The sequence below is a fragment of the Pseudonocardia acidicola genome, assembly GCF_012911935.1.
GTDB classification, from domain to species: Bacteria; Actinomycetota; Actinomycetes; order Mycobacteriales; family Pseudonocardiaceae; genus Pseudonocardia; species Pseudonocardia acidicola.
Genome location: NZ_JAAXLA010000018.1, coordinates 76,109 through 100,573 on the forward strand (window position 1 = coordinate 76,109; position 24,465 = coordinate 100,573).

Below are 24,465 nucleotides of genomic sequence, written 5' to 3' on the forward strand. Positions count from 1 at the left end.
CCTCAGCCCAATCCTCGGAGTCCGGTCAGCCCGTCGCGGGCCAGATCGCGCAGCTTCACACCGTGCTTCTTCGCGCTGCGCCGCAGCAGCTTCCGGATGCCCGGTTTCGGCGTCGGGTTGGTGACGTCGAACAGCCCCTGCACGATGTCGCAGATCATCCCGGGGTACCGGGTCTGCATCCGCTCGGAGAGCACCAGCCCGGGGATGTCGCGCAGCTTCTTGTGGTCGGCGAGCACGAAGCTGCCCTCGAGCAGCGTGCGGTAGCCGGCCAGGCCGGCCTTCGACGTGTCGCCGCGGCGCAGCGCCGCCGCCGCCGCCCGGCCCGCGTACATCCCGGAGCCGATCGCGAAGTTCACGCCCTCCAGCCAGATCCCGGCGGCCAGGCACAGCGCGGCGGCGTCCCCGGCGACGAGCAGCCCGTCGCCCACCAGCTCGGGCACGTGCTTGTAGCCGCCCTCGGGGATCAGGTGCGCGGAGTACTCGACCAGTTCCGCGCCGCGCACCAGCGGCGCGATGGCCGGGTGCCGTTTCAGCTCGGCGACGATGTCCTCGGGACGACGCTTGGCCCTGCCCAGCCCGGGCAGCCCGAGAACGACCCCGACCGAGATCGACTCCAGGTTCGTGTACAGGAACCCGCCGCCCGGGATGCCGCCGGTGGCACCGAGCATCTCGATGTCGACGCCCTCCCGCCCGCTGATCCCGAACCGCTCCTCGATCACCTCCCGGGGCAGCCGCAGCGTCTCCTTCACCCCCAGGGTGGTGTGCTCGACCTGGTGGGCGGCGTCGTAGAGCCCGGCCTGCTTGGCCAGGAACGAGTTCACCCCGTCGCAGGCGATGACCACGCGAGCACCGAGGTCGCCGTCCGGGCGGTCGGTTCGGATGCCGACGGCCGCGCCGTCCGGCCCGGTCAGCAGGCCGGTGACCACAGTGGACGGGACGATGACGGCGCCCGCCCTCTCCGCCTCGGCAGCGAGCCAGGCGTCGAAGTCGGCGCGGTGCGCGGTGGCGCCGTTGTAAGGCGGCGCACCCCACTGCTGGCTGCGGAAGTCGAGGGTCATCGCCTGGGTCGGCGTCATGATCATCGTCTGCCGGCGGGTCACCCAGCGCTGCACGGGCGCGTGCTCCCACCAGCGCGGGACGAGCTCGTCGAGCACCCGGCCGTAGATCACGCCGCCGTAGACGTTCTTCGAGCCCGGGTAGGGCCCCCGCTCGACGAGCGCGACCGAGTGCCCGGCGCGGGCGAGCTCCAGCGCGGCGGCGGACCCGGCCGGGCCGGCGCCGACGACGATGGCGTCGAAGGTCTGCTGCGGGACCGGGACGCGGATGCTGCGCTCTCCGGGGCCGGCGTGCTGCGGGCCGACACGGCCGTCGGTGGCCTGCGGCCCCGCGGGCTGCAGCCCGGTCGTCCCGGCCGCGGCCGTGGTCTCAGCCTGCGGCGCGGTCATCGTTCTCCTTCTTCTCCTCACCCAGCAGCCGGTCGGCGAGCTCGCGCAGCAGCGCAGAGGCGTCGGTGACGATGCCCAGGTCGGCCATCGCGGTCATCGGGCAGCTCGGATCCAGGTTGACGCTGACGATGTGCTCAGGGGTTCCCAGTCCGCCGGTGTGCTGCGCGGCGCCGGAGACCCCGAACGCGACATAGAGGTCCGGGTTCACCACGACGCCGGTGGTGCCGATCTGGCGCTGGTAGTCCGCCCAGCCGGCGTCGGTGACCACGCGGGTCGCCCCCACGGAGGCGCCGAGCGCGGCGGCGACCTGCTGCAACAGGTTCACCGCGTCGGTGCCCGACGGCTCGCCACCGCGGGTCAGCCCGGCCCCGGCGCCCAGGATGCGGGGTGCCTCGGCCAGGTCGGCGGTGGCCGGGTCGGGTGGCAGCACCTCGAGCACCTCGACGTCCGGGCGCTGCGGCAGCTCGATGTCCAGCTCGGTCAGTTCGGGCCGGCCGGTCGCGGGTTCCGCGCCGCGGATGCCGGGCACCAGGGTGGCCACGAACGGGCCGGTCACCGTCGCCGTCGTCGCGACCCGGCTGCCGAAGCGGATCAGGTCCGCGCCGTGCTCGCGCAGCGCGGTGACGCCGGCGAGCAGCGGACGGGCCAGCGCGGCGGCGAGCCGGGGCGCGAGGTCGCGGCCGTCCGGGGAGGCCGGCAGCAGCAGCGGGCCCGCGCCGGCGAGCACGCCGGCCAGGCCCGCGGCCCACCGGGCCGGGGCGAACGCGCCGACCTCGGCGAGCCAGGCCCGGCGCAGCGGCGGCAGCTCGGCGGCGGCCTCCCTGGTTCCGGAGCCGATGAGCAGCGCGGCGCCGCCGGCCTCGGCCACGGCCTCGTCGGCGCCCAGCGGCGGGACGCCGCCGCGGACGACGATCACGGCGAGCGCGGTGGCCACGGGCCGGTCGGCCTCCGGCCGGGCCGCAGTCGTACCGGCGGAGGGCTCGTGCGCGCTGGTGGCGCCCGGGCCCGGCTGAGCGCCCGCCTGCAACGGGTTCGGCATCGTCACAGCGACACCGCCACGCGGTGACCCTCGACGACCGCGGCGTGCGCCCGGCGCGGCGCGAGGCAGTCCCCGACCCGGTGCACCGGCAACCCGGCGTCCTTGAGCTCGTGCCAGAGCCCGTCCTCGGGCGCCTGCGGCACGGCGCACACCACCCAGTCGTAGGTCGGTTCCAGGTTCGCCCCGACGGTGTGGTGCAGCATCTGCAGCGTGACCCCGCCGGTCTCCTCGTGCGCGGCCGCGCCCATGATCACGCGGTCGGTGGTCTGCTTGATGCCCTTGGCGTGCGCGCGCACGTTGAACGTCTCCATGTCGAGGGTGACGCCCAGGTCCTGGCCGACGACCATGCCCGGCGTCGCGATCTCGACGTCGCAGCCGCGGTCGGCCAGCAGCTCGGCGACCGAGGTGGCCTGGTGGAAGCCCAGCTCGTCGAACACCAGCACCGAGCCGGACGGCTCGGCGCGGCCCTCGAGCACGTCGCGCACGTCGACGACCCGGTCCAGGCCGCCGGCCCACCACGGCGGGGCGGGTTCCGCCCCGGTCGCCAGGATGACGGCGTCGGGCTTCTCGGCGCGGACGTGGTCGGCGTCCACCTCGACCCCGGTCTTGAGCTCCACCCCCAGCCGCTTGCACTCGGCGAGCAGGTTGCGGACCACGTCGAGGAACTCGGCGCGGCCGGGTACCGACGCCGCGAGCGACACCTGGCCGCCGGTCTCCTCCGCGCGCTCGCACAGCGTGACCCGGTGGCCCTGCTTCGCCGCGCTCGCGGCGGCCTGCAACCCGGCCGGCCCGCCGCCGACGACCAGCACCCGGCGGCCCGGGACCGTCGGCGCCGGGATCGGCACGGCCTCGCGGCCGGTGCGCGGGTTCTCGATGCAGCCCAGCCAGCGGTTGAGCCCCATCCGGCCGACGCACTCCTGGTTGCACGACAGGCAGGTGCGGATGTCGGTGGCGTGCCCGGCGCGGGCCTTGGCCGCGAAGTCGGGGTCGGCGATCTGCCCGCGGACCACGCCGATCAGGTCGCAGTGCCCCTCTACGAGGGCACGATCCGCCTGTAAGGGATCTTTGAACCTACCGACACCGATGACGGGCAACTGGACCGCGCGTCGCATGGCCGACGGGATGAACAGCGCGTAGCCCGGCGGGATGTGCATCGACGCCTCGATCATGTACAGCGTCGCGGTGGCCACGCCGATCGAGGTGTTGATGTAGTCGACCTTGCCCGAGGCCTCGACCATGCGCGCGACCTCGACGGCCTCGTCGATGGTGGTACCGCCCTCGATCAGTTCGTCGCCGCAGATCCGGACACCGAGCGCGCGGTCACGGCCGATGGCCTCGCGCACCGCGTCGACGATCTCCAGCAGGATCCGCGCCCGGTTGGCCAGCGAGCCGCCGTAGTCGTCGGTGCGCTTGTTGGTGGCCGGGGACAGGAACCCGCGCACGATCGAGGAGTGGCTGCACTGCAGCTCGACGCCGTCGAAGCCGCCCGCGGCGCAGTGCTCGGCGACCAGCCCGTAGCCGGCCACGATCTCCCGGATCTCGTCGACGGTGACGGCCTTCGGGACCTCGCGGAACATCGGGTCCGGCACCGCGCTCGGCGCCCACACCGGCAGCCGGGAGAACATGCTCGACGCCTGGCCGCCGTTGTGGTTGAGCTGGGCCAGGATCGGCACGCCGTGGGCATGCACCGCCTCGGTGATCTTCTTGTAGCCCGGGATCACGTCGGGGTGGAAGCCGTGGATGAGCTTCTCGTAGGGCCAGTCCGTCGGGTGGGTCGAGTGTTCCTCGGTGATGATCAGCCCGGCACCGCCGGCCGCGCGCGCGGCGTAGTACGCCGCGTGCTGGTCGGTGGGGTGGCCGTCCGCGGCGTAGTTCGTCAGGTGCGCGGAGAACACGATGCGGTTGCGCAGGGTCAGCGGGCCGAGCCGCAGCGGGGAGAACAGGTGCCGGTAGGCACCGGTGGCGCTCATGTGCGGAGCCCTCGTGCGGGCGGCGGAGCCGCACTCATCTGGTGCCTCCTGTCGTGGCGAGCGGGGCGCGGTGGGCGGCGCCGATCGCGAGCGCGGCGCGGCGGCCCTCGAGCACCGCTTCGTAGACCGTGCGCGGGGCGACGCAGTCGCCGGCGCGCCGGTGCTGCGGGCGCGCGGCCCACAGTGTCTCCTCGGGCAGCCGGTGCCCGCAGTCGATCAGGACCGTGCAGTCGATCTCGCGCCGCTCCCCCGTGTAGGTGTCCTCGAGCGTGGCCTTCCCGGCGCCGACGCCGCGCAGCAGCGACCGCAGCTCGCGGGACACGCCGGCCTGTTGCAGCCGGGTGTTCGCCGAAGCGAGATCGCCGGTGAGCGCGAGCTGGGTGCCGGCGACCTGGTCCTGGCTGACGATCGCGCAGGCCCGCCCGGCCGCGGCGACCTGTTCGGCGACCCCGACCCCGGTCCAGTCACCGATCGGGTCGTGGACGACGACCGCGGCGCCCTCCGGGAGCGCGGCCCCGGTCGACCCGGCCGCCAGGACCGCCCGCTCGAACTCCACGACGGTCCGGACGTCGACCCCGTCCCCGGCCTCGAAGGCACGCGGCCCCGGCCGTGACCCGGTGGCCAGCAGCACCGCGACCCCGTCGCGTTCCGCGGCGTCCAGATCGGACTCGCCGACCTCCACTCCGGTCTCGACCTTGACGCCGAGCCGGTCGAGCTCGCTGCACCACCACGGGATGAGCAGGCCCATCCGGGCCCGGCCGCCGACCACGGCGGCCAGGCGCAACGCACCGCCGAGCTCCGGTTCGGACTCCACCAGCCGCACCCGGTGCCCGCGGGAGGCCAGCACCCGCGCGGCCTCCATGCCGGCCGGGCCGCCGCCGACCACGAGCACGTCGCGCGGGTGCGCGTCGGTGCCCTCGACGGCGGCGTCCTCGGTCTCGTGTCCGGAGCGCGGCTCGGCCTCGTCGGAGACGATGGGGTTGCGGTTGTCGCGAACGCAGCTGCGCTGGTTGGACAGCGTGCAGGGGCGCACCCGCTCGGGCGTGCCGGCCCGGACGAGCGCGACGAGGTTGGGCTCGGCGATCTGCGCGCGGGTCATCTCGACGAGGTCGGCCACACCGGACTCCAGCGCGCCGCCCGCCATCGCGTGGTCGACGACGCTGCCCTGGAGGACCACGGGGACCTCGGCCCCGGCCTCGCGCAGGCCGGAGCGGATCCCGGCGCACAGTTCCCGGTTGAAGCCGGGCTCGGTGTGCAGGTCGGGACGGGTCGAGGGCACGGACATCCCGGACCCGCGGACCACGGCCAGGTAGTCGATCGACCCGGCGACCGCGGCGGCGGTGGCCGCGGCGTGCTCGGGGGTGATCCCGGCCCACGGGGCCATCTCGTCGCAGCACAGGCGCAGGCCGAGGACCCGGTCCTCACCCAGGCCCTCGCGGACCGCGCCGAGGACCTCGCGCAGCAGCCGGTCCTTGTGGTCGCCGCCGTAACCGTCGCCGCGCTGGTTGGTCAGCCCGGAGAGGAACTGCCGCAGGATCGAGTGCTGTCCGGCGTTGATCTCCACACCGTCGAGGTCGGCCCGCGCCGCGAGCCGGGCGGCGTCGGCGAATCCGGCGACCAACGCGTCGATCTCGGTCTGCTCGACCTCCATCGGGACCTCCCGGCTGGCCACGTCGGCCACCCGGGACGGCCCCCACAGCGCCTGCTGACCGAACGCCGACGAACCCTGCGCGCCCGCGTGGCCGAGACCGGCGAGCACCAGCGCGCCGTGCGGCCGGCAGGCCCGGACCACGTCGGCCCAGCCGGGCGCGGCGTCCACGGCGAGCGGCGCCCGCTCGTAGGGCCAGTCGGAGAGGTGCACGCTCGCGATCTCGGTGACGATGATCCCGGCGCCCCCGACCGCGCGGCGGGCGTAGTAGGCGACGTGCCGGCCGGAGATCTCCCGCCTGCGCGCCAGGTTGGTCTCGTGCGGGCCGAACAGCACCCGGCTGGGTGCCGTCCGCCCGCGCAGCTTGATCGGATCGGTCAGTGACACGGGGACCACCGACCCCTCCCGCGTGCTGAAGGCATGGCGCGGTAGGGACCTGTGCCCCGACGACAGTGCGGAGCCATGAAGCGGTGTCTCTCGTTTCGGTTCAGCCGCCGGCGACGGGGACGCGCAGGCCGGAGTCGGTCGGGGAGGCGCCGAACCCGGCCAGCGGGCTGGTGTCGCAGGCGCGGTCCGGGCGCCCCACCCCGATCGAGACCGGGACCGGACCCCGCGAGTTGCGGGGCGCCGAGCGGCTGTGGTCCACATCGGACTTGGGGATCACGGTCGAGCCGTCACGGGCGGCGAGCGCCTGCTCGCCGAACCCGCGCACGCACTCCGGGTCGGGGCCGTCGAGCGGCAGGCCGGTGAAGAACTTGGCCGCCATGCAGCCGCCCTGGCAGGAGTCGTAGTGCATGCACGACCGGCAGGCCCCGCCGGTCTGCGGCTGGCGCAGCTCGGTGAACAGCTCCGAGCTCTGCCACACCTTCTGGAAGCCGCCCTCGTCGCGGACGTTGCCGGCGAGGAAGTTCTCGTGGATCGCGAACGGGCAGGCGTAGACGTCGCCGACCGGGTCGATCAGGCAGACCACCCGGCCCGCGCCGCACAGGTTCAGCCCGGGCAGCGCCTCGCCGTAGGCAGAGAGGTGGAAGAAGGAGTCGCCGGTGAGCACGTTGTCGCCGCGCGCGACCAGCCAGTCGTAGAGCTGGCGCTGCTGGGCGGCGGTGGGGTGCAACTCGTCCCAGACGTCGGCGCCGCGGCCGGAGGGGCGCAGCCGGGTGATCCGCAGCTGGGCCCCGAACTTGTCGGCGATGGCCTTGAACTCGTCGAGCTGGTCGACGTTCTGCCGGGTCATCACCACGCTGATCTTCGGCTGGCCGAAACCGGCCTCGGCCAGGTTCTCCAGCGCCCGCATCGCGGTGTCGTACGAGCCCGGGCCGCGCACGTGGTCGTTGACGTCGGCGGTCGCGCCGTCGAGCGAGATCTGGATGTCGACGTAGTCGGTCGCGGCCAGCTGGGCCGCGCGCTTCTTGTCGAGCTTGATGCCGTTGGTGGAGAATTTGACGCCCACGTTGTGGGCGACGGAGTAGTCGAGCAACTCCCAGAAGTCACTGCGCACCGTCGGCTCGCCGCCGCCGATGTTGATGTAGAAGACCTGCATCCGCTGCAGCTCGTCGATGACCGCCTTGCACTCGGCGGTGGACAGCTCGCGGGGGTCGCGCCGGCCCGACGACGACAGGCAGTGCACGCACGCCAGGTTGCAGGCGTAGGTGAGCTCCCAGGTCAGACAGATCGGCGAATTGAGGCCGTACTGGAAGTGGTCGACCAGCTTCACGTGCACTCCACTGTGGTGGGTCGTGAGCGGTGAGTGGTGCCGGGGCACCACTCACCGCTCACGCGCGGGTTTCGATGGTCCCGGAGGCGGCCAGACCGGCCAGCGCACGCAGGTAGGCGGACCGCTGTGCCTCCTCGACGCCCGCCGCCTCGATCGCGGAGTGCACGTCGGGATGGTGCTCGAGGCCCTTGACGACCTCGACGAGCTCCGGCGTCTTCAGGAAGGACAGCTTGCGGGTTCCGAAGTGGTAGACCAGCGCGCCGAACGGCTCGGGGCGCAGGGCCACCTGCGGGCTGCAGCGGTAGGCCGACCCGGGATCGAAGTCCGAGCCCTGGCCGGCCTGCGCGCTCACGGTCCGGGTCGCCGCGGACGACTCAGTAGACACCGCACATACCGTCGATCGAGACCTCCTCGACGAGGGTCTCCTCGACGACGGGCTCCTCGGTGGCGGACTCGTGCTGCTCGACGGGCGCCATGGGCTCCTCCTTGGACTTCGCTGACACCACTGTCAGAAGTGCCGTCAGTGTTCGGTGCGGTGAGTGAGCCGAACCATATTGGCACCGGGTGCAACAAGCAAGGGTCCCCACCCGCCCGTCCTGGATCGGACCCGCCCGTTCGGAGGGGCGACCGTGCGGTGCCGCGACACCGCGAGACTGTCCCGGTGACCCCGTCCTCCGCCCTGCTGCACCTGTGCACCCCCGCCGACTGGGCCGCCGCCCGGGCCGCGGGCCGGCTCGCCCCACCGTCGCTGGCCGAGGTCGGCTACGTGCACCTGTCGACCCTCGAACAGGTCACGCTGCCCGCCGACCGGCTCTTCCACGGCCGCGACGACGTACTGCTGCTCGCGATCGATCCCGACGCGCTCGAGCGCGCCGCAGTGCCGGTCCGATGGGAGCCCGGGCTGCCCACCGACCCGCCGGACCTACGGTTTCCGCACGCCTATGGTGCGGTCCCCACCGGCGCCGTCACCGCGGTACTGGCCTATCGGCCCCGCCCCGACGGCGGCTTCGACGCGCCCCCGCCACCGCCGGCCGCGGGCACGCCCACAGCGGGCTCTGCGGGGTGGACGCGTCCCTGACCCATCCGACCCGTGGTTCGCGCACCTGCCCGACCGGACAGTCCTGCCCCCTCCGGCGAACGGGTTTCGCTGTGCGCGGGCCCACACCCTTCTAGCGTCGGCCGCGACCACCCCCTGCACCAGAAAGGGCTGCCATGCAGGTCGACGAACTTCTGAAGCCGTTCCCCATCAAGGAGTTCCACCCGTTCCCCCGTGCCCTGCTGGGTCCCGGCGCGCACGAGATGATCGGTCCGGAGGCCCTGAAGATGGGCTTCAAGAAGACCCTGGTGATGACCTCGGGCCTGCGCGGCACCGACATCGTGCACAAGATCGTCGAGTCGATGAAGTACCACGGGCTCGAGGTCGTCGTGTACGACAAGGTGGAGTCCAACCCCAAGGACTACAACGTCATGGACGCCGTGGCGCTGTACCAGCAGAACAACTGCGACAGCTTCGTCTCCATCGGCGGTGGGTCCAGCCACGACGCCTGTAAGGGCGCGCGCGTCTCGGTCGCGCACGACGGCCGCAACGTCAACGAGTTCGAGGGCTTCAACAAGTCGGAGAACCCGCAGAACCCGCCGCACATCGCGGTCTCCACCACCGCCGGCACCGGCTCGGAGACCTCGTGGGCCTACGTCATCACCGACACCACCACCGACCCGGACAACCCGCACAAGTACGTGGCCTTCGACGACGCGAGCGTCACCAGCCTCGCGATCGACGACCCGGTCCTGTACTACGACTGCCCGATCGACTACACCGCGCAGTGCGGGTTCGACGTGCTCGCGCACGCCTCCGAGCCGTACGTCTCGCGGCTGAACTTCCACCCGTCGCTGGGCAACGCACTGCACGCGATCAAGCTGACCGCGCAGAGCCTGCGGGCTGCGGTGTGGAACGGCCAGGACCTGGCCGGCCGCGAGGGCATGATGTACGCGCAGTACATCGCCGCCCAGGCGTTCAACTCCGGCGGCCTGGGGATCATCCACTCCATCTCGCACGCGGTGTCGGCGTTCTACGACACCCACCACGGGCTGAACAACGCGATCGCGCTGCCGCGGGTGTGGGCGTTCAACATGCCGGTCTGCTACGAGCGCTTCGCCGACATCGCCGAGGCCATGGGCATCGACACCCACGGCATGACCAAGGTGCAGGCCGCCGAGGCCGCGCTCGCCGCCGCGATCCGGCTGCTGCGCGACGTGGGCATCCCGGAGCGCTTCGTCGACGTCACCCAGGACAGCTACTCGAAGAACCGCCTCGGGCAGGGCCCGACCAAGTACTACGAGAGCCAGAAGACGATCACCGGCGACGCCGCCGACGTGGACCGGATCACCAACCACGTCCTCGGTGACGCGTGCACCCCGGGCAACGCGAAGGAGTGCACCTTCGAGACGGTGCGCCCGGTCGTCGAGCACTGCATGAACGGCGACCTGGACGACCTGCTCGGCTGAGCACCCGCTCCGGTGGCGAGCGGCGCCGGCGGGCGCCGCTCGCCACTCACCGTCGTCCGGATCATGTCCGTTCACCCCATCCCTGTTCACATCGACCGCTGTGCAGCTCGGCCCTATCCGGCGCACGATGGACCCACCGCAGCAAAGGAGCGCAGCTGTGCCCGACGTCCCCGCCCCGCTCGACCCCGCCACGGCGCTCGAGGCCGTCGAGGCCGCCGACTCCGTGCTGGCCGACGACTTCGACTCGGTCGACGGCGTCGTCGAGGCGCTGCGCGATCAGGGCTACATCGCCGACACCCGGCTGGCCACCACCGTCTTCCTGCTCACCCGGCTGAACAAGCCGCTGCTGCTCGAGGGCCCCGCCGGCGTCGGCAAGACCGAACTGGCCAAGGTGCTGGCCGCCGCCACCGGGCGCCGGCTGCTGCGCCTGCAGTGCTACGAGGGCCAGGACGAGACCAAGGCCCTCTACGAGTGGGACTACGGCAAGCAGCTGCTCTACACCCAGATCCTGCGCGAGAAGATCGGCCAGGTCGTCGCCGACGCTCCCGACCTGACCACTGCGGTCGACCGGATCGGCGCCCAGGAATCGGTGTTCTTCTCCGAACGCTTCCTCGCCCCCCGCCCGCTGCTCGAGGCGATCCGCTCCCCGCAACCGGTGGTGCTGCTCATCGACGAGGTCGACCGCGCCGACGAAGCCCTCGAAGCGGTGCTGCTGGAAACCCTCGGCGAGTTCCAGATCTCGGTGCCCGAGGTCGGCACCTTCACCGCCGAGCAGCGCCCCTACGTGCTGCTCACCTCGAACAACACCCGCGACCTTGCCGCCGCGCTCAAGCGCCGCTGCCTGCACCTGTTCCTCGACTACCCCTCCGCCGGGCGCGAGCTGGAGATCGTGAAGTCGAAGAAGACCGGGCTGGCCGACGCGCTGGCCGACGAGCTGGTCAACGTCGTGCGCGGGCTGCGCGAGCTGGAGCTGCGCAAGGCCCCGAGCATCTCCGAGACCATCGACTGGGCCCGCACGCTGGCCGTGCTCGGCGTCGACGAGCTCAACGCGCAGGTGCTCAGCGACACCGTCTCGGTGGTCGTCAAGTACGACAAGGACGTCAAGAAGGCGCTCGACGCGCTGCCCCGGCTGGTCGACCCCAACGCCGAGATCCCCGGGCCGCACGACCACGGGCACGGGCACGGCCACGGCCACGGGCACGACGACCACTCCCACGACGACCACGGCGGGGCCGACGGCCGCGCGGTGCGCGCCGCCAAGGACGAGGCCGGCCGGCACGGCGACGGCGCCTATGGCACTCCGAAGTACGCCAAGGACAGCCCGGCCGACACTCCCGGGAAGGTGCGCAACGTGACGTCGGGCCAGGGCAGCCGCTCGTTCGGGCTGGGCCGCAAGCGGGCGCTGTAGATGGAGGCGAGCATCCACCGCTTCGTCCGGCTGCTGCGGCTGCGCGGGGTGCGGATCTCGGTCTCCGAGGCCCTCGACGCGATGCGCTGCGCCGGCCAGCCCGGCATCCTCGCCGACCGGGAGATCCTGCGTGAGGCGCTGCGCGTCGCGCTGATCAAGGACCGGCGGGACGACGCCACCTTCACCGAGGTGTTCGACGCCTTCTTCTCCCTGATCAAGGTGGGTGAACAAGCGCACGGCCACGGCCACGGGCACGGCCACGGCGACCTGTCCGACGAGGGCGCGCTGGAGAACTTCACGCTGTCCGAGGAGCCGAGCGAGACCCCGCAGCAGGGACACAGTCACGGCAAGCCCGTGGACATCCGGGACTACTTCGACCCGGAGGACCTCGCGCAGCAGTACAACCTGCACCAGGAGGCCAACAAGATCGACCTGGCGGCGATGACCGAGGAGATCGTCTTCTCCAAGGACAACCTCGCCGGGCCGCAGTCCGAGGGCGACCGGGTGCAGATCGAGACCGACCGGCTCTCCGGTGCCGGGTTGCCCGGGGAGGTCTCCACCGCCACCGGCACCAAGGTCGACGCCGACCTGTCGGTGGCCCAGCAGGAGGCGCTGCTGGGCTGGCTGACCGCGGCCGAGGACGAGGTCGCGAAGGAGACCGGCACCGAGGACGACGCGGCCGCGCTGCGCCGGCGGCTGGCGGGGGTGCTCGCCAACCTGCCGGAGGCGATCAAGAAGCACCTGGAGCGGCTGCTGGAGCTCGAGCAGCGGATCGTCGAGAACGGCGACGGCGACAAGCGCGTCGCCGAGGTGGACCGGGCCGCCGAGGCCGAGCGGATGCAGCTGGAGGACTCGCTGCGCCGGCTGGCCAAGACGCTGCACGGGGCGCTGACCCACCGCCGCCGGGTGTCGCCGCAGGGCCGGGTCGACTCCGGGCGCACGATGCGGCGGAACATGCGCTACGACGGCGTCCCGTTCAACCCGGTCACGGTGCGGCGCGCCGAGGACAAACCACGGTTGGTCGTACTGGCCGACGTGTCGCTGTCGGTGCGGGCCACGGCGCGGTTCACCCTGCATCTGGTGCACGGCCTGCAGGACCTGTTCGGGCAGGTGCGCTCGTTCGGGTTCGTCTCCGACCTCGTCGAGATCACCGATCTGTTCGCCGACCACCCGGTGGAGAAGGCGCTGGGGCTGGTGTTCGGCGGCGACCTGCTCGACGTCGACGCGAACTCGCACTACGGCCTGGCGTTCGGGCAGTTCCTGGAGGAGCACGGCTCGGCGGTCACCCGGCGTTCGACGGTGCTGGTGCTCGGCGACGGCCGGGGGAACGGCAACGACCCCAACATGGAGGCGTTCATCGAGATCACCCGGCGGGCCCGGGAGACGATCTGGCTGACGCCGGAACCGCGGTACTCCTGGGGGCTGGGCCGGTGTGACCTGCCCGGCTACGCCGAGTACTGCGACCGGGTGCGCGTGGTCCGGGACCTCACCGGGCTGGAGGCCACCTCGTACGAGATGGCCGGCGAACTGATCGGGCGCTGAGCATGATCGCTCTGGATCGGCTGGACAACGACCTCGCGGGCTGGCTCGACCGCACCCTGGTGGCGCCGGGACTGCTGGACCCGGCGGCGTTCGAGGACGCCTTCGTCGCGGTGGTGACCTCGGCGGCGGACGACCCGGACGACGCGTGGTCCGCCTTCTACCGCAACACCCTGGCCGCGCTGACCGGGCACCCGGTCCCCGGCGGGACCAACGCCGAGCTGGCACCGGTGCACGCGCGGGCGGCGGAGCTCGTCGTGGGCACCGACGTCGTCGAGCTCGGCTGCTGCTTCGGTTTCCTGTCGCTGCGGCTGGCCGGCTCCGGATACCGGGTCACCGCGGTGGACATCTCAGCCGGCGCCGTGGCGCTGCTGTCCCGGATGGCACCCCGGCTGGGGCTGCATGTCGACGCGGTGACCGGGGACGCCTGCGCCCCGCCGCTGGCGTCAGGGTCGGCCGACACCGTGCTCGCCGTGCACCTGCTGGAGCACCTTCCCGAGCCCGCGGGCGACGTGGTGCTGGCCGAGATGCTGCGGCTGGCCCGGCGCCGGGTGGTGGTGGCGGTGCCGTTCGAGGACACCCCCAACCCGGTCTGGGGGCACGTCCGCCGCTTCGACCCCGCCACCCTCACGGCGATGGGCGCACGGACCGGTCACCCGTTCACGGTCACCGACCATCACGGCGGGTGGCTGGTCGTCGATCCCTGACCGGCGGAGCCCAGTCGTCGCCGTCCTCGTCCTTCGCCTTCTCGTACGTGACCTTCTTGCCCCCGGCCTTCGCCCCACCCCCGGAAAACCACGAACGGCACTTTCGTTCAATAGGTTTGAACGAAAGTGCCGTTCGTGAGCACGCGGAGGGGTTGTCAGGCCCCGGCGGCGGTGGTGAGCGCCCGCTTGGTGAGCACCCGGGCCAGGTGGCGCCGGTACTCGCGGGTGGCCGCGGTGTCCGCGGGCGGGTCGGTGGCCTCGTCGGCCAGGGCCGCCGCCTCCTCGATCGACTTGCCCTCGGCCAGCGCGGCCTCGGTGGCCGACGCCCGCAGCGGGGTCGAGCCCATGTTGACCAGGCCGACCCGGCCGTCGACCACGGCGACCCCGACGATCGCCCAGTCGTTGGACCGGCGGGTGAACTTCTCGTACGCCCAGCCCGCCGACCCGGTGCGCGGCACCCGGATCTCGACGATCAGCTCGTCCGGCTCCTTCACCGAGGAGAAGACCCCGGTGTAGAACCCGGTGATCGGCACCTGCCGCTCGCCGCGCGCGCTGCGCAGCACGACGGTGCCGTTCAGCGCGAGCACCGCCGCGGGCAGGTCGGACGCCGGGTCGGAGTGGGCGAGCGAGCCGCCGATGGTGCCGCGGTGGCGGACCTGCGGGTCGCCCACCGTGCGGGCCACCGCGGGCAGCAGCGGCACCTCGGTGGCCAGCAGCTCGGAGGCCTCGATGTCCCGGTGCCGGGTACCGGCCCCGATCGCGACCTCGTCACCCTCGACGCGGACGTAGTTGAGGTCGGTCAGCCGCCCGATGTCGATGACCAGCTCGGGCGCGCCGAGGCGCAGCTTCATCACCGGCAGCAGCGAGTGGCCGCCGGCCAGGACGGTGGCGTCCTCGCCGTGCTCGGCCAGCAGCGCCAGGGCGGCGTCGACCGTCTCCGGCCGCTCGTACTCGAACGCGACGGGGATCATGCGCCCGCCTCTCCGGCCGAGAAGCCGGGAGCGGTACGCAGGGCGTCGCTCTCGGCCTCGCGCTTCTGCTCGGCGTCGGGGCTCTGCCCCGCCGCGGCGAGGACCGCGCGGACGATGTTGTGGTAGCCCGTGCAGCGGCAGAGGTTGCCCTCCAGCCCCTCCCGCACGTCGCGCTCGGTCAGGTCCGGGTTCTCCTCGATGAGGCTCACCGCCGCCATGACCATGCCCGGGGTGCAGAAACCGCACTGCAGGCCGTGCTCCTCCCGGAAGGCCTTGGCCACCGGGTGCAGCTCCCCGCCCTCGGGGGACAGCCCCTCCAGGGTGGTGACCGACCGCTGGTCGGTCTGCACGGCGAGCACCGTGCAGGACTTCACCGACTCGCCGTCGACGAGCACCGTGCAGGCGCCGCAGGACGTCGTGTCGCAACCGATGTTGGTGGCCTTGAGCCCGACGTTCTCACGCAGGTAGTGCGCCAGCAGCAGCCGCGGCTCGACGTCGGCGCTGGTCGGTTCGCCGTTGACCGTGATCTCTACCTTCACTTGGCCCCCTCCGAAGCGGCCTGGATGGCCTCCCACACCCGCAGGGGCGTGGTCGGCATGTCGATGTGGCGCACCCCGAGGTGGGACAGCGCGTCCACGACGGCGCTCTGCACCGCCGGCGTCGCGCCGATCGTTCCGGCCTCGCCGATGCCCTTCGCACCCAACGGGTTGATCGGGGTCGGGGTGGCCTGGTCCACGAGTTCGAAGCTGGGCAGCTCGGCCGCGGACGGGAAGCCGTAGTCGGCGAACGTCGCGGTCAGCGGGTTGCCCTCCTCGTCGTAGACGACCTCCTCGAGCAGCGCCTGCGAGATGCCCTGGGCGATCCCGCCGTGCCGCTGGCCCTCGGCCAGCAGCGGGTTGACGACCGGACCGGCGTCGTCGACGGTCACGATGCGCTCGACGGTGACCTTGCCGGACTCGGTGTCCACCTCGACGACCGCGACGTGCGCGCCGAACGGGAAGGTCGGCTTCTGGCTGTCGAACACCGTCGACACCGCGAGCGAGTCCTTCTCGGCGAGCTGCGCGAACGTCACGCTGGAGCCGGGCGCGCCCTTGACCGAGATGCCCTCGATGCTCTCGTCGACCACGAGGTCGTCGACGTTCGCCTCGAGCAGCTCGGCGGCCCGCTGCTTGGCCAGCTCCACCAGCTCACCCGCGGCCTGGTACACCGCGACGCCGCCGGTCTGCAGGCTGCGCGAACCCATGGTGCCCGCACCGCGCGGGATGAGGTCGGTGTCGCCGTGCTTGACGGTGATCTTCTCGATCGGGACGCCCAGGTGCTCGCTGGCGAGCATGGCCCACGCGGTGGCGTGGCCCTGGCCGTGCGGCGAGGTACCGGTCAGCACGGTCACCGTGCCGTCCGGGTGCACCTCGATGGCGGCGTCCTCGGCGAACGCGCCACCGCCGGTGATCTCGACGTAGGCCGAGACCCCGATGCCCAGCTGCCGGACGTCACCGCGCTCCCGGCGAGCGGCCTGCTCGGCCCGCAGGTCGGCGTAACCCGACGCCTCGAGGGCCTTGTCGATCGCCTTGGCGTACTCGCCGCTGTCGTACTCGACGCCGCCCTTGGTGGTGAACGGGAACTTGTCCGGGGCCACCACGTTGATCTTGCGGACCTCGGCCGGGTCCATGCCGATCTCGGCGGCGAACAGGTCCATGGCCCGCTCGATCGCCGCGGTCGCCTCGGGACGGCCGGCGCCCCGGTAGGCGGCGGTGGAGGTCGTGTTGGTGACGACGACCCGGGCCCGGGACTCGACCTTGTCGATGTCGTAGACGCCCGGGGCCATCATGCGGGTGAACTGCGGCAGGAACGTGCCCAGCCGCGGGTAGGCACCGGCGTCGGCGATGATGTCGATCCGGTAGGCCTTGACCTTGCCGTCGCGGGAGCCGCCGATGGTGATGGTCTGGTGCTGGGCGCGGCCCTGCACCATCCCGGTCATGTTCTCCGAGCGGCTCTCCGACCAGCGGACGGGCCGGCCCTGGAGCTTGGCCAGGTGCGCCACGAGCGCGAACTCCGGATCGGCGCCGATCTTCGCGCCGAACCCGCCGCCCACGTCGGGGAGGATCACGTGGACCTGGGACTTGTCCACCCCGATCCAGCCCGCGACCTCGTCACGCACGGCCTGGGCGTTCTGGCTGGAACAGAACAGCGTCACCCGGCCGTCGGAGCCCCAGGCGGCCGCGGCGGCGCGGGTCTCCAGCGGAGCCGCGGCGAGCCGCTGGTTGACGATCTCGCGGGTCACGACGACGTCGCACCCGTCGAACAGGGTGTCGTCCTGCGCGTCGTCGAGGCCCCAGCCGGCAGCGGTGTTGGTGCGGGCCTCGGGGAACAGCACCACCTCGTCGGAGGCGGCGGCCTTGAGGTCGATCACGGCCGGCAGCGGGTCGTAGTCGACCTCGACCAGGTCGGCCGCGTCCTGGCCCTGGTAGCGCTCCTCGGTGAGCACGGCGGCGACCGGCTCCCCGACGAAGCGGACCACGTCGGTGGCCAGCCAGGGACGGACCATGGCCTTGTTGGCGGCCGGGAACAGCAGCGGCGCCTCGAGGTCGAGATCGGCGCCGGTGATCACCGCGACGACGCCGGGCGCCTGACGCGCGCCCTCCACATCGATCGAGGTGATGCGCGCGTGCGCGAGTGGGGAGCGGACCAACGTCAGGTGCAGGGCACCGGTCAGCCGCTCATCGGTCAGGTCGTCGGTGTAGGTCGCGCCCCGTGTGAGGAACACCGGATCCTCGACACGGACAACGCGTGTGCCCAAGATGCTCATCGCGGCAGAGCGTATATGTCAGAACCCGAGAGTGCGCAGGTCTGCAAGCGCCTGACCTGGGGATTAGCCTAGCCTCAGCTAACCATCAGGGGTCCTGATGCAGGCCGGCCGCCGCGGTCACGGCCCGTCCGTCGCAGCCGGTGACCGGCCGACGACCGTCCGCCGTGACCGCGGCAGAGCCCACCTGACCATTCGGTCAGGTACGCGCCTCGCCCTCGTTCCACCACTCCCGGATCGCCCACAGCGGCGAGACCGGGCCGTGCCCGGCGCCGAGCGGGTAGGAGTGCCGGACCGCCTCGAGGATGTAGCGCTTGCCGAACGCCACCGCCTCCGGCTCCGTCATGCCGCGGGCCAGCCCGGCCGCGATCGCCGCGGCCATGCTGTCCCCGCCGCCGTGGGTGTTGCCGGTGTCGAACCGCGGCCCCGGCAGCTCGGTGAACGAGTGCCCGTCGTAGAGCAGGTCGACGCAACCGTCGATGTCCTCACGCAGGTGCCCGCCCTTGACCAGGACGTACCGCGGACCCAACCCGTGCAGCACCTTCGCCGCCTCGTACTGCGCCGCCCGGTCGTGCACGTCGATCCCGATCAGCAGCCGCACCTCGTCGAGGTTCGGGGTGATCACGGTGGCGCGAGGGAAGAGCAGCGTGCGGAACTTCTCGAGCGCGGAGTCGGCCAGCAACTGGTCGCCGTGCATCGACGCGGCCACCGGATCGATCACCAGCGGGGTGCGCCGGCCGGCGCCGATCCCGTTCTCGTCGCACGCGGCGGCGACCGCCTCGATGATCTCCGGACCGGCCAGCATCCCGGTCTTCACGGCGTCGAGCCCGATGTCCCCGGCGACGCTGGCGATCTGCGCCGCCACGGTCTGCGGCGGGATCTCGTGTACGCCGGTGACGCCGACGGAGTTCTGCACCGTCACCGCGCAGACGGCGAGACAGCCGTGCACCCCGCACGCGGTGAAGGTGCGCAGATCGGCCGCGATCCCCGCGCCACCGCCGGAGTCGGTCCCGGCGATGGTCATGGCGCGCGGCGGCGTGACCCCGACCGTCTGCTGTGGACTCATTCATTCACCACCGGCAGGTATACCCGACCGCCCTCCTGGTTGAACTCCTGAGCCTTCTCGTCCATCCCCGCCTCGATCGCCTCGACGCTGGTCAGTCCGTGCGCCTCGGCGTAGTCCCGGACGTCCTGGGTGATCTTCATGGAGCAGAACTTCGGGCCGCACATCGAGCAGAAGTGCGCGGTCTTGGCCGGCTCCGCGGGCAGCGTCTCGTCGTGGAAGGACTGCGCGGTGTCCGGGTCGAGGGAGAGCCGGAACTGGTCGGCCCAGCGGAACTCGAACCGGGCCTGGCTCAGCGCGTCGTCGCGGGCCTGCGCGTGCGGGTGCTCCTTCGCCAGGTCGGCGGCGTGCGCGGCGATCTTGTAGGTGATCACGCCGGTCTTGACGTCGTCGCGGTTGGGCAGGCCGAGGTGCTCCTTGGGCGTGACGTAGCAGAGCATCGCGGTGCCGTGCTTGGCGATCGTCGCCGCACCGATCGCGCTGGTGATGTGGTCGTAGCCCGGCGCGATGTCGGTGGCCAGCGGCCCGAGGGTGTAGAACGGCGCCTCGCCGCACCACTCCTCCTCCAGCCGCACGTTCTCCGCGATCTTGTGCATCGGGATGTGGCCGGGGCCCTCGATCATCACCTGGACGTTGCGCTCGCGGGCGATCCGGGTCAGCTCGCCGAGGGTGTTGAGCTCGGAGAGCTGGGCGTCGTCGTTGGCGTCGGCGATGGAACCGGGGCGCAACCCGTCGCCGAGGGAGAAGGTGACGTCGTAGGTGCGCAGGATGTCGCACAGCTCGTCGAAGTGCGTGTAGAGGAACGACTCGCGGTGGTGCGCCAGGCACCACGCGGCCATGATCGATCCGCCGCGGGAGACGATCCCGGTGACCCGCTTGGCGGTCAGCGGCACATAGCGCAGCAGCACGCCCGCGTGCACGGTCATGTAGTCGACGCCCTGCTCGCACTGCTCGATCACGGTGTCCCGGTAGATCTCCCAGGACAGCTTCGCCGGGTCCCCGTCCACCTTCTCCAGGGCCTGGTAGATCGGCACCGTACCGACCGGGACCGGCGAGTTCCGGATGATCCACTCGCGGGTCTCGTGGATGTTCTTCCCGGTGGACAGGTCCATCACGTTGTCGGCGCCCCAGCGGGTGGCCCACACCATCTTGTCCACCTCCTCCTCGATGGAGGAGGTCACCGCGGAGTTGCCGATGTTGGCGTTGATCTTCACCAGGAACTTCTTGCCGATGATCATCGGCTCGGACTCCGGGTGCTTGCGGTTGGCCGGGATCACCGCCCGGCCGATCGCGACCTCGTGCCGGACCAACTCGGCGTCGACGCCCTCGCGGATCGCGATGAACCGCATCTCGGGGGTGACGATCCCGGCCTTCGCGTACGCGACCTGGGTGACGGCACCGTCGATCGGCTCCCGGGCGGCGATCCAGGGCGCGCGAAGCGCCGGCAATCCCTCGCGCACGTCGATGTGTGCGTTCTCGTCGGTGTACGGGCCGGAGGTGTCGTAGACGTCGAAGTGCTCGCCGTTCGTCAACTCGACCCGGCGGACCGGGACGCGGATGTCGTCGGGGCCCTCGAGGTAGGCCTTGTGCGAGCCCCGGATCGGGCCGGTGGTGACGTTCGGACGAACGGAACGGTCCTGCAGAGCCGTCATGACGGCCTTCCTCCCTACGCCGGCATTACCCGGACAGGTTCTGCGGTCGGCGGCACCAGCCGCCCTCTCAGCCCGCTCTCTTACGAGCTCCCGCGTGTGTTCAGATGTGTGAACTGCCCGTCGACCGTAACCCGCTGTACCCCGACGACGCCAGGACGTGTGCGGGGATCATCCCGACGGGTGAGCGCGGGCGTTGCCCGCCCGAGTGGAGTTCCTGCGGCCGGGTGGGCACGGGTGTTTCATGGAGTCATGTCTCTGAGCGGTGAGTACGAACCGAGCCCCGAGCAGTGGGTCCGCGACCAGGTCGAGGAGTACGAGAGTTCCGGTGGTACGCGGGGTACCACGCTGAACGGCCGGCCCGTGATCATTCTGACGACCCGGGGCGCCAGGTCGGGCAAGCTGCGCAAGTCCCCGCTCATGCGCGTGGAGCACGACGGCTCCTACGCGGCCGTCGCGTCGCTGGGCGGGGCTCCGAAGAACCCGGTCTGGTACTACAACGTCAAGGCCGATCCGCAGGTCGAGCTGCAGGACGGTCCGGAACGCCGCGACTACACCGCCCGTGAGCTCACCGGCGACGAGAAGGCCACCTGGTGGGACCGCGCCGTCGCCGCCTTCCCCGACTACGCCGACTACCAGCGCAAGACCGACCGGGAGATCCCGGTCTTCGTCCTCGAGCCCACGCGCTGACGCCCCCGTGCGCGGCACGTGGTGCTCCAGCACCACTCACCGCGCACGAGGCCGTCAGGCCTGCTGCAGGGCCCCGCGCCGATCACCGCGCCGAGCAGCGCCGCGGCCGAGCCTGCCAGCGCCGCACCCAGCTGGCCGACGCCCGCACCGCGGAGCGGACGGGGCCGCCCCGCGAGCTGCACGGCGCCGTCGCGCACCACCGCCGAGACCCCCGAGCTGTTCGTGTCGCTGTCGACGGTCACGACGTACCCGGCGAACGTGCACACCAAGCTGGCCGCCCGCAACCGCGTCGAGGTCGCCGCGTGGGCGTGGGAGAACGGGCACATGCTGACCCGCGCGTGCGCGGCAGTCAGGCGAGCTCCGAGGGCACGGCGATGACGTCCACCATCGCCCCGTTGCGCAACACCGTCACCGGCAGCGGTGCGCCGATCGCGTCGCCGAAGAGCTGGCGCTGGATGCCCTGCGCGTCGTGCACCGGCTGCCGCCCGACGTCGAGCACGAGGTCGCCAGCGCGCAGCCCGGCCCGGGCCGCGGGGCTGCCCGCAATCACCTCGACCAGCCGCAGCCCGCTGCGCCGGCCGTACCGGTCGGCGACCGTGGCGGGCACCGGAGCCGGGGTGCCGACGACACCGAGGTAGGCGCGCCGGACCCGGCCGTGCGCGCGCAGCGCGTCGACGATCCGCAGGGTGGTCGAGTTGACCGGGACCGCCAGCCCGAGCCCGACCCCGGCCACCGCGGTGTTGATCCCGACGACGCGGGCGCGGGAGTCGGCCAGCGCGCCGCCGGAGTTGCCGGGGTTGAGCGCGGCATCGGTCTGGATGACGTCCTCGACCACCCGCCCGGCGCTTCCGCTGCGGGTGGGCAGCGACCGCCCGAGCGCACTCACCACGCCCGCGGTCACCGAACCGGCGAGCCCGAGCGGGTTGCCGACCGCGACCACGAGCTGCCCGACGACCAGGCCGTCGGCGTCGCCGAGTCGCACCGGGTCGGGCAGCGCCCCGGCCGGTTCGGCGCGCAGCAGCGCCAGGTCGGACAGCGCGTCGGCACCCACCACCCGCACCGCGACCTCCGAGCCGTCGACGAACTCGGCCCTACCACGCGGGGCGTCCCCGACGACGTGTGCGTTCGTGAGGAGCTCACCGTCGGCGCTGAACACGACCGCGGATCCGCTACCGCGGCGCATCCGGACCGCGGCGACCCGCCCGATGAGCTCTGCGGCCACCGTGCTGACCGTCCGGGAGTATGAGTCGAGCTCGTCCATCTCGCCCGCCTTGTGCGCTTACAGCGTTGCACCTGGCGAACGTCGCACGGCCGTCTGGTGTTCCCCGTCGGCGATTCCCGGAAGTGCCGACTCACCCACCCGAAACTGCCGACTCGCGGGGAAGGGGGCTATGTCGGACCTCTCAGACCTCTTCGGCCTGCTGCGCGGCCGGGTCCCAGGACAGTCCGGGCACGCCCCAGCCGTTGCGCTTGAGGGTCTTGCGCGCGGCCCGGTCGTTGCGTCCCATCAGGCGGTCGATGTAGATCACGCCGTCGAGGTGGTCGGTCTCGTGCTGCAGGCAGCGGGCCAGGAACCCGCGGCCCTCCACCGTCACCGGCTGCCGGTCGAGGTCGACACCGGTCACCCGGGCCCAGTCGGCCCGGCCGGTCGGGAACTGCTCGCCGGGGACAGAGAGACAGCCCTCCTCGTCCTCGTCCGGGTCGGGCATGGTCTGCGGCAGCTCCGAGGTTTCCAGCACCGGGTTGACGACGACGCCGCGCTCGAACTCGCCGGTTGTCTCGTCCGGGCAGTCGTAGACGAACACCCGCAGATCGACACCGACCTGGTTGGCCGCGAGGCCGACACCGTGCGCCGCGGCCATCGTGTCGAACATGTCCGCGACGAGGGTCCGCAGCTCGTCGTCGAACACCTCGACGGGCCGGGTGGGGCGATGCAGGACGGGATCCCCGATGATGCGGATCGGTCGGACTGTCACAACGGGAGACTAATCTCGGCCCTCCGGGAGGACCTGCAGCGGCCGGATCGAGCCCCCCGATTCACGCGTCGGGGTGGCGAGTCCCTGGCCCGTTCTTGTCGGTCCCCCGTGGTCTAATGGCCGCCGTGAATGACAGCAGTGTCATTCGAGGATCTTCCAGTCAGCGCAGCGATGTCCGAGGAGCGTGATGGAGTCCGCCACGGAACCCAGCGGAGCCGCCAACTCCGCCGCCGGACCGCTCCGGGAGCTTGACCGCCGGGAGCGCGAGATCCTCGCCTTCGAGGGTCAGTGGTGGAAGTACGCCGGGGCCAAGGAACAGGCCATCCGCGAGCTCTTCGACATGTCGGCGACCCGCTACTACCAGGTGCTCAACGCGCTCGTGGACAAGCCCGAGGCGCTCGCCGCCGACCCGTTACTGGTCAAGCGGCTGCGCCGGCTGCGGGCCAGCCGCCAGCGCACCCGTGCGGCGCGTCGGCTGGGCATCGAGCCGTGGTGACGACACAGTGATCATGTCGTCGTCCGGTCGCTGACCGGCCCCCTGCGCAGACGGAGGTTGTCGTGACCGCACCCGCTTCGCCCGGGGGCTCCTCACCGCTGCGGATCGGCGGGTTCGCCCTGCTCGGCCTCGGCGTCGTCGCCGCCGTCATCGGATTCGCGACGCTGGCCGTCAGCGGAACCGGTGGCTCAGCGGCCGCCGCGCCCTCGCAGACCGCGACGGCGAGCGCGTCCGCCCCCGCGGCCACTCCGAGCCCCGGCCCGTCGGCCGACGGGTCCGTCCCGCTGCCGCACTTCGGCTCGAGCCCGACGAGCGCGACCACTGAGCCCACGATCGCGACGCCGCCACCCGCCCCGGCCCCGGCCCCGGCGCCGGTCCCCGCCGCGGGTTCCGTTGGTGGTGGCGGTGGCGCCGCTGTCGCACGGGTCCCGCTGCGGGTCTACAACAACGGCACCATCCACGGGCTCGCCGCCCAGGCCGCGCAGGACTTCCGCAACTCCGGCTGGACGGTCACCGCCGAGGGCAACTACCCGAGCGGGATCATCTCGACCAGCACCGTCTACTACCGGCCGGGCACCGACGAGCAGGCCGCCGCGCAGCTGCTGGGCAGCCAGTTCGGCCTGCGGGTCGAGCCCCGGTTCGCCGGCCTCGACGACGCCAGCCCCGGGCTCATCGTCATCGTCACGAACGACTACCAGCGCCGCTGAGCCCTAGGTGTAGCGACTCACCACGTTGTTGACAGGTCGATCCGGCGTGGCGGCTTGATCGAGGGGAGGGCCTCCGGGCGGAGTGGGTGTGTCTGACGCACCTACTCGAAACCCAGGAGGCCCTCCGTGGGGCAC

At 72.2% G+C, this 24,465-nt stretch carries 22 protein-coding genes and 1 riboswitch; of the genes, 8 read left to right on the forward strand and 14 right to left on the reverse strand.

Annotated elements, in window-relative coordinates; all coding sequences use genetic code 11:
* Window positions 1–2 precede the first annotated feature (2 nt).
* The 7 genes from HF526_RS12235 to mftA form a co-directional block, all read right to left on the reverse strand.
* Complete coding sequence (locus HF526_RS12235; protein ID WP_169381507.1) at window positions 3–1,445, reverse strand: FAD-dependent oxidoreductase; 1,443 nt, start codon at window positions 1,443–1,445, stop codon at window positions 3–5.
* Window positions 1,426–2,484, reverse strand: a complete 1,059-nt coding sequence (locus tag HF526_RS12240; RefSeq protein ID WP_169381542.1) for a mycofactocin-associated electron transfer flavoprotein alpha subunit — start codon at window positions 2,482–2,484, stop codon at window positions 1,426–1,428. The genes HF526_RS12235 and HF526_RS12240 overlap by 20 nt, the downstream gene beginning before the upstream one ends.
* Before the next feature lie 2 nt (window positions 2,485–2,486).
* A complete protein-coding gene (locus tag HF526_RS12245) occupies window positions 2,487–4,454 on the reverse strand; it encodes a mycofactocin system FadH/OYE family oxidoreductase 2 (protein WP_169381508.1) in 1,968 nt (655 codons plus the stop codon).
* Window positions 4,455–4,488: 34 nt separating this feature from the next.
* On the reverse strand, window positions 4,489–6,498 hold the full coding sequence (locus tag HF526_RS12250; RefSeq protein ID WP_338051432.1) for a mycofactocin system FadH/OYE family oxidoreductase 1: 2,010 nt from the start codon (window positions 6,496–6,498) through the stop codon (window positions 4,489–4,491).
* 91 nt (window positions 6,499–6,589) lie between these two features.
* On the reverse strand, window positions 6,590–7,816 hold the full coding sequence (gene mftC, locus HF526_RS12255) for a mycofactocin radical SAM maturase (RefSeq protein ID WP_169381509.1): 1,227 nt from the start codon (window positions 7,814–7,816) through the stop codon (window positions 6,590–6,592).
* Window positions 7,817–7,874: 58 nt separating this feature from the next.
* Window positions 7,875–8,201, reverse strand: a complete 327-nt coding sequence (gene mftB / locus HF526_RS12260) for a mycofactocin biosynthesis chaperone MftB (protein ID WP_420821610.1) — start codon at window positions 8,199–8,201, stop codon at window positions 7,875–7,877.
* Window positions 8,191–8,292 carry a mycofactocin precursor MftA gene (gene mftA / locus HF526_RS12265; protein WP_169381510.1) on the reverse strand — a complete coding sequence of 34 codons (102 nt, stop codon included), beginning with the start codon at window positions 8,290–8,292 and terminating at the stop codon, window positions 8,191–8,193. Before mftA ends, mftB begins: the two co-directional genes overlap by 11 nt.
* Window positions 8,293–8,477: 185 nt before the next feature.
* Between mftA and HF526_RS12270 the strand changes: the two genes are divergently transcribed.
* From HF526_RS12270 to mftM, 5 genes are all read left to right on the forward strand, one after another.
* On the forward strand, window positions 8,478–8,894 hold the full coding sequence (locus HF526_RS12270; protein ID WP_338051433.1) for a DUF952 domain-containing protein: 417 nt from the start codon (window positions 8,478–8,480) through the stop codon (window positions 8,892–8,894).
* Between the two features lie 134 nt (window positions 8,895–9,028).
* Complete coding sequence (mdo, locus tag HF526_RS12275; RefSeq protein WP_169381512.1) at window positions 9,029–10,321, forward strand: NDMA-dependent methanol dehydrogenase; 1,293 nt, start codon at window positions 9,029–9,031, stop codon at window positions 10,319–10,321.
* Between the two features lie 223 nt (window positions 10,322–10,544).
* Window positions 10,545–11,729 carry an AAA family ATPase gene (locus tag HF526_RS12280; protein WP_420821613.1) on the forward strand — a complete coding sequence of 395 codons (1,185 nt, stop codon included), beginning with the start codon at window positions 10,545–10,547 and terminating at the stop codon, window positions 11,727–11,729.
* Complete coding sequence (locus HF526_RS12285) at window positions 11,730–13,271, forward strand: VWA domain-containing protein (RefSeq protein ID WP_169381514.1); 1,542 nt, start codon at window positions 11,730–11,732, stop codon at window positions 13,269–13,271.
* A 2-nt stretch (window positions 13,272–13,273) separates the two neighbouring features.
* Window positions 13,274–13,975 (forward strand): mycofactocin oligosaccharide methyltransferase MftM, encoded by a 702-nt coding sequence (gene mftM, locus HF526_RS12290; RefSeq protein WP_169381515.1) that lies wholly within the window; start codon window positions 13,274–13,276, stop codon window positions 13,973–13,975.
* 155 nt (window positions 13,976–14,130) lie between these two features.
* Here the strand turns inward: mftM and HF526_RS12295 are convergent, their stop codons facing one another.
* The 5 genes from HF526_RS12295 to thiC form a co-directional block, all read right to left on the reverse strand.
* The gene (locus HF526_RS12295; protein WP_169381516.1) at window positions 14,131–14,946 is read right to left on the reverse strand and encodes an FAD binding domain-containing protein; all 816 of its coding nucleotides are present in this window, start codon (window positions 14,944–14,946) and stop codon (window positions 14,131–14,133) included.
* Window positions 14,943–15,485 carry a 2Fe-2S iron-sulfur cluster-binding protein gene (locus tag HF526_RS12300; protein WP_169381517.1) on the reverse strand — a complete coding sequence of 181 codons (543 nt, stop codon included), beginning with the start codon at window positions 15,483–15,485 and terminating at the stop codon, window positions 14,943–14,945. The genes HF526_RS12295 and HF526_RS12300 overlap by 4 nt, the downstream gene beginning before the upstream one ends.
* Window positions 15,482–17,752 carry a xanthine dehydrogenase family protein molybdopterin-binding subunit gene (locus tag HF526_RS12305; protein ID WP_169381518.1) on the reverse strand — a complete coding sequence of 757 codons (2,271 nt, stop codon included), beginning with the start codon at window positions 17,750–17,752 and terminating at the stop codon, window positions 15,482–15,484. Before HF526_RS12305 ends, HF526_RS12300 begins: the two co-directional genes overlap by 4 nt.
* Window positions 17,753–17,948: 196 nt before the next feature.
* Window positions 17,949–18,815: a bifunctional hydroxymethylpyrimidine kinase/phosphomethylpyrimidine kinase gene (gene thiD, locus HF526_RS12310; RefSeq protein ID WP_169381519.1), complete on the reverse strand. Its 867-nt coding sequence runs from the start codon at window positions 18,813–18,815 to the stop codon at window positions 17,949–17,951.
* Window positions 18,812–20,464, reverse strand: a complete 1,653-nt coding sequence (gene thiC, locus HF526_RS12315) for a phosphomethylpyrimidine synthase ThiC (protein WP_169381520.1) — start codon at window positions 20,462–20,464, stop codon at window positions 18,812–18,814. The genes thiD and thiC overlap by 4 nt, the downstream gene beginning before the upstream one ends.
* A riboswitch (TPP riboswitch) is annotated at window positions 20,459–20,568 on the reverse strand. Its footprint overlaps the gene before it by 6 nt.
* 145 nt (window positions 20,569–20,713) lie before the next feature.
* Between thiC and HF526_RS12320 the strand changes: the two genes are divergently transcribed.
* Window positions 20,714–21,151, forward strand: coding sequence for a nitroreductase family deazaflavin-dependent oxidoreductase (locus HF526_RS12320; RefSeq protein ID WP_169381521.1), 438 nt, complete (start codon window positions 20,714–20,716; stop codon window positions 21,149–21,151).
* Window positions 21,152–21,500: 349 nt separating this feature from the next.
* Here the strand turns inward: HF526_RS12320 and HF526_RS12325 are convergent, their stop codons facing one another.
* Together HF526_RS12325 and HF526_RS12330 are read right to left on the reverse strand one after the other, a co-directional pair.
* Window positions 21,501–22,412 carry a S1C family serine protease gene (locus tag HF526_RS12325; RefSeq protein ID WP_169381522.1) on the reverse strand — a complete coding sequence of 304 codons (912 nt, stop codon included), beginning with the start codon at window positions 22,410–22,412 and terminating at the stop codon, window positions 21,501–21,503.
* Between the two features lie 142 nt (window positions 22,413–22,554).
* Window positions 22,555–23,127, reverse strand: a complete 573-nt coding sequence (locus HF526_RS12330; RefSeq protein ID WP_169381523.1) for a peptide deformylase — start codon at window positions 23,125–23,127, stop codon at window positions 22,555–22,557.
* A 187-nt stretch (window positions 23,128–23,314) separates the two neighbouring features.
* Here HF526_RS12330 and HF526_RS12335 point away from each other — a divergent pair, with 187 nt between their 5' ends.
* Entirely contained in the window at window positions 23,315–23,623 is a 309-nt protein-coding gene (locus tag HF526_RS12335; protein ID WP_169381524.1) for a DUF3263 domain-containing protein, read from the forward strand.
* Window positions 23,624–23,685: 62 nt separating this feature from the next.
* Window positions 23,686–24,330, forward strand: a complete 645-nt coding sequence (locus tag HF526_RS12340; protein ID WP_169381525.1) for a LytR C-terminal domain-containing protein — start codon at window positions 23,686–23,688, stop codon at window positions 24,328–24,330.
* Window positions 24,331–24,465: the final 135 nt, after the last annotated feature.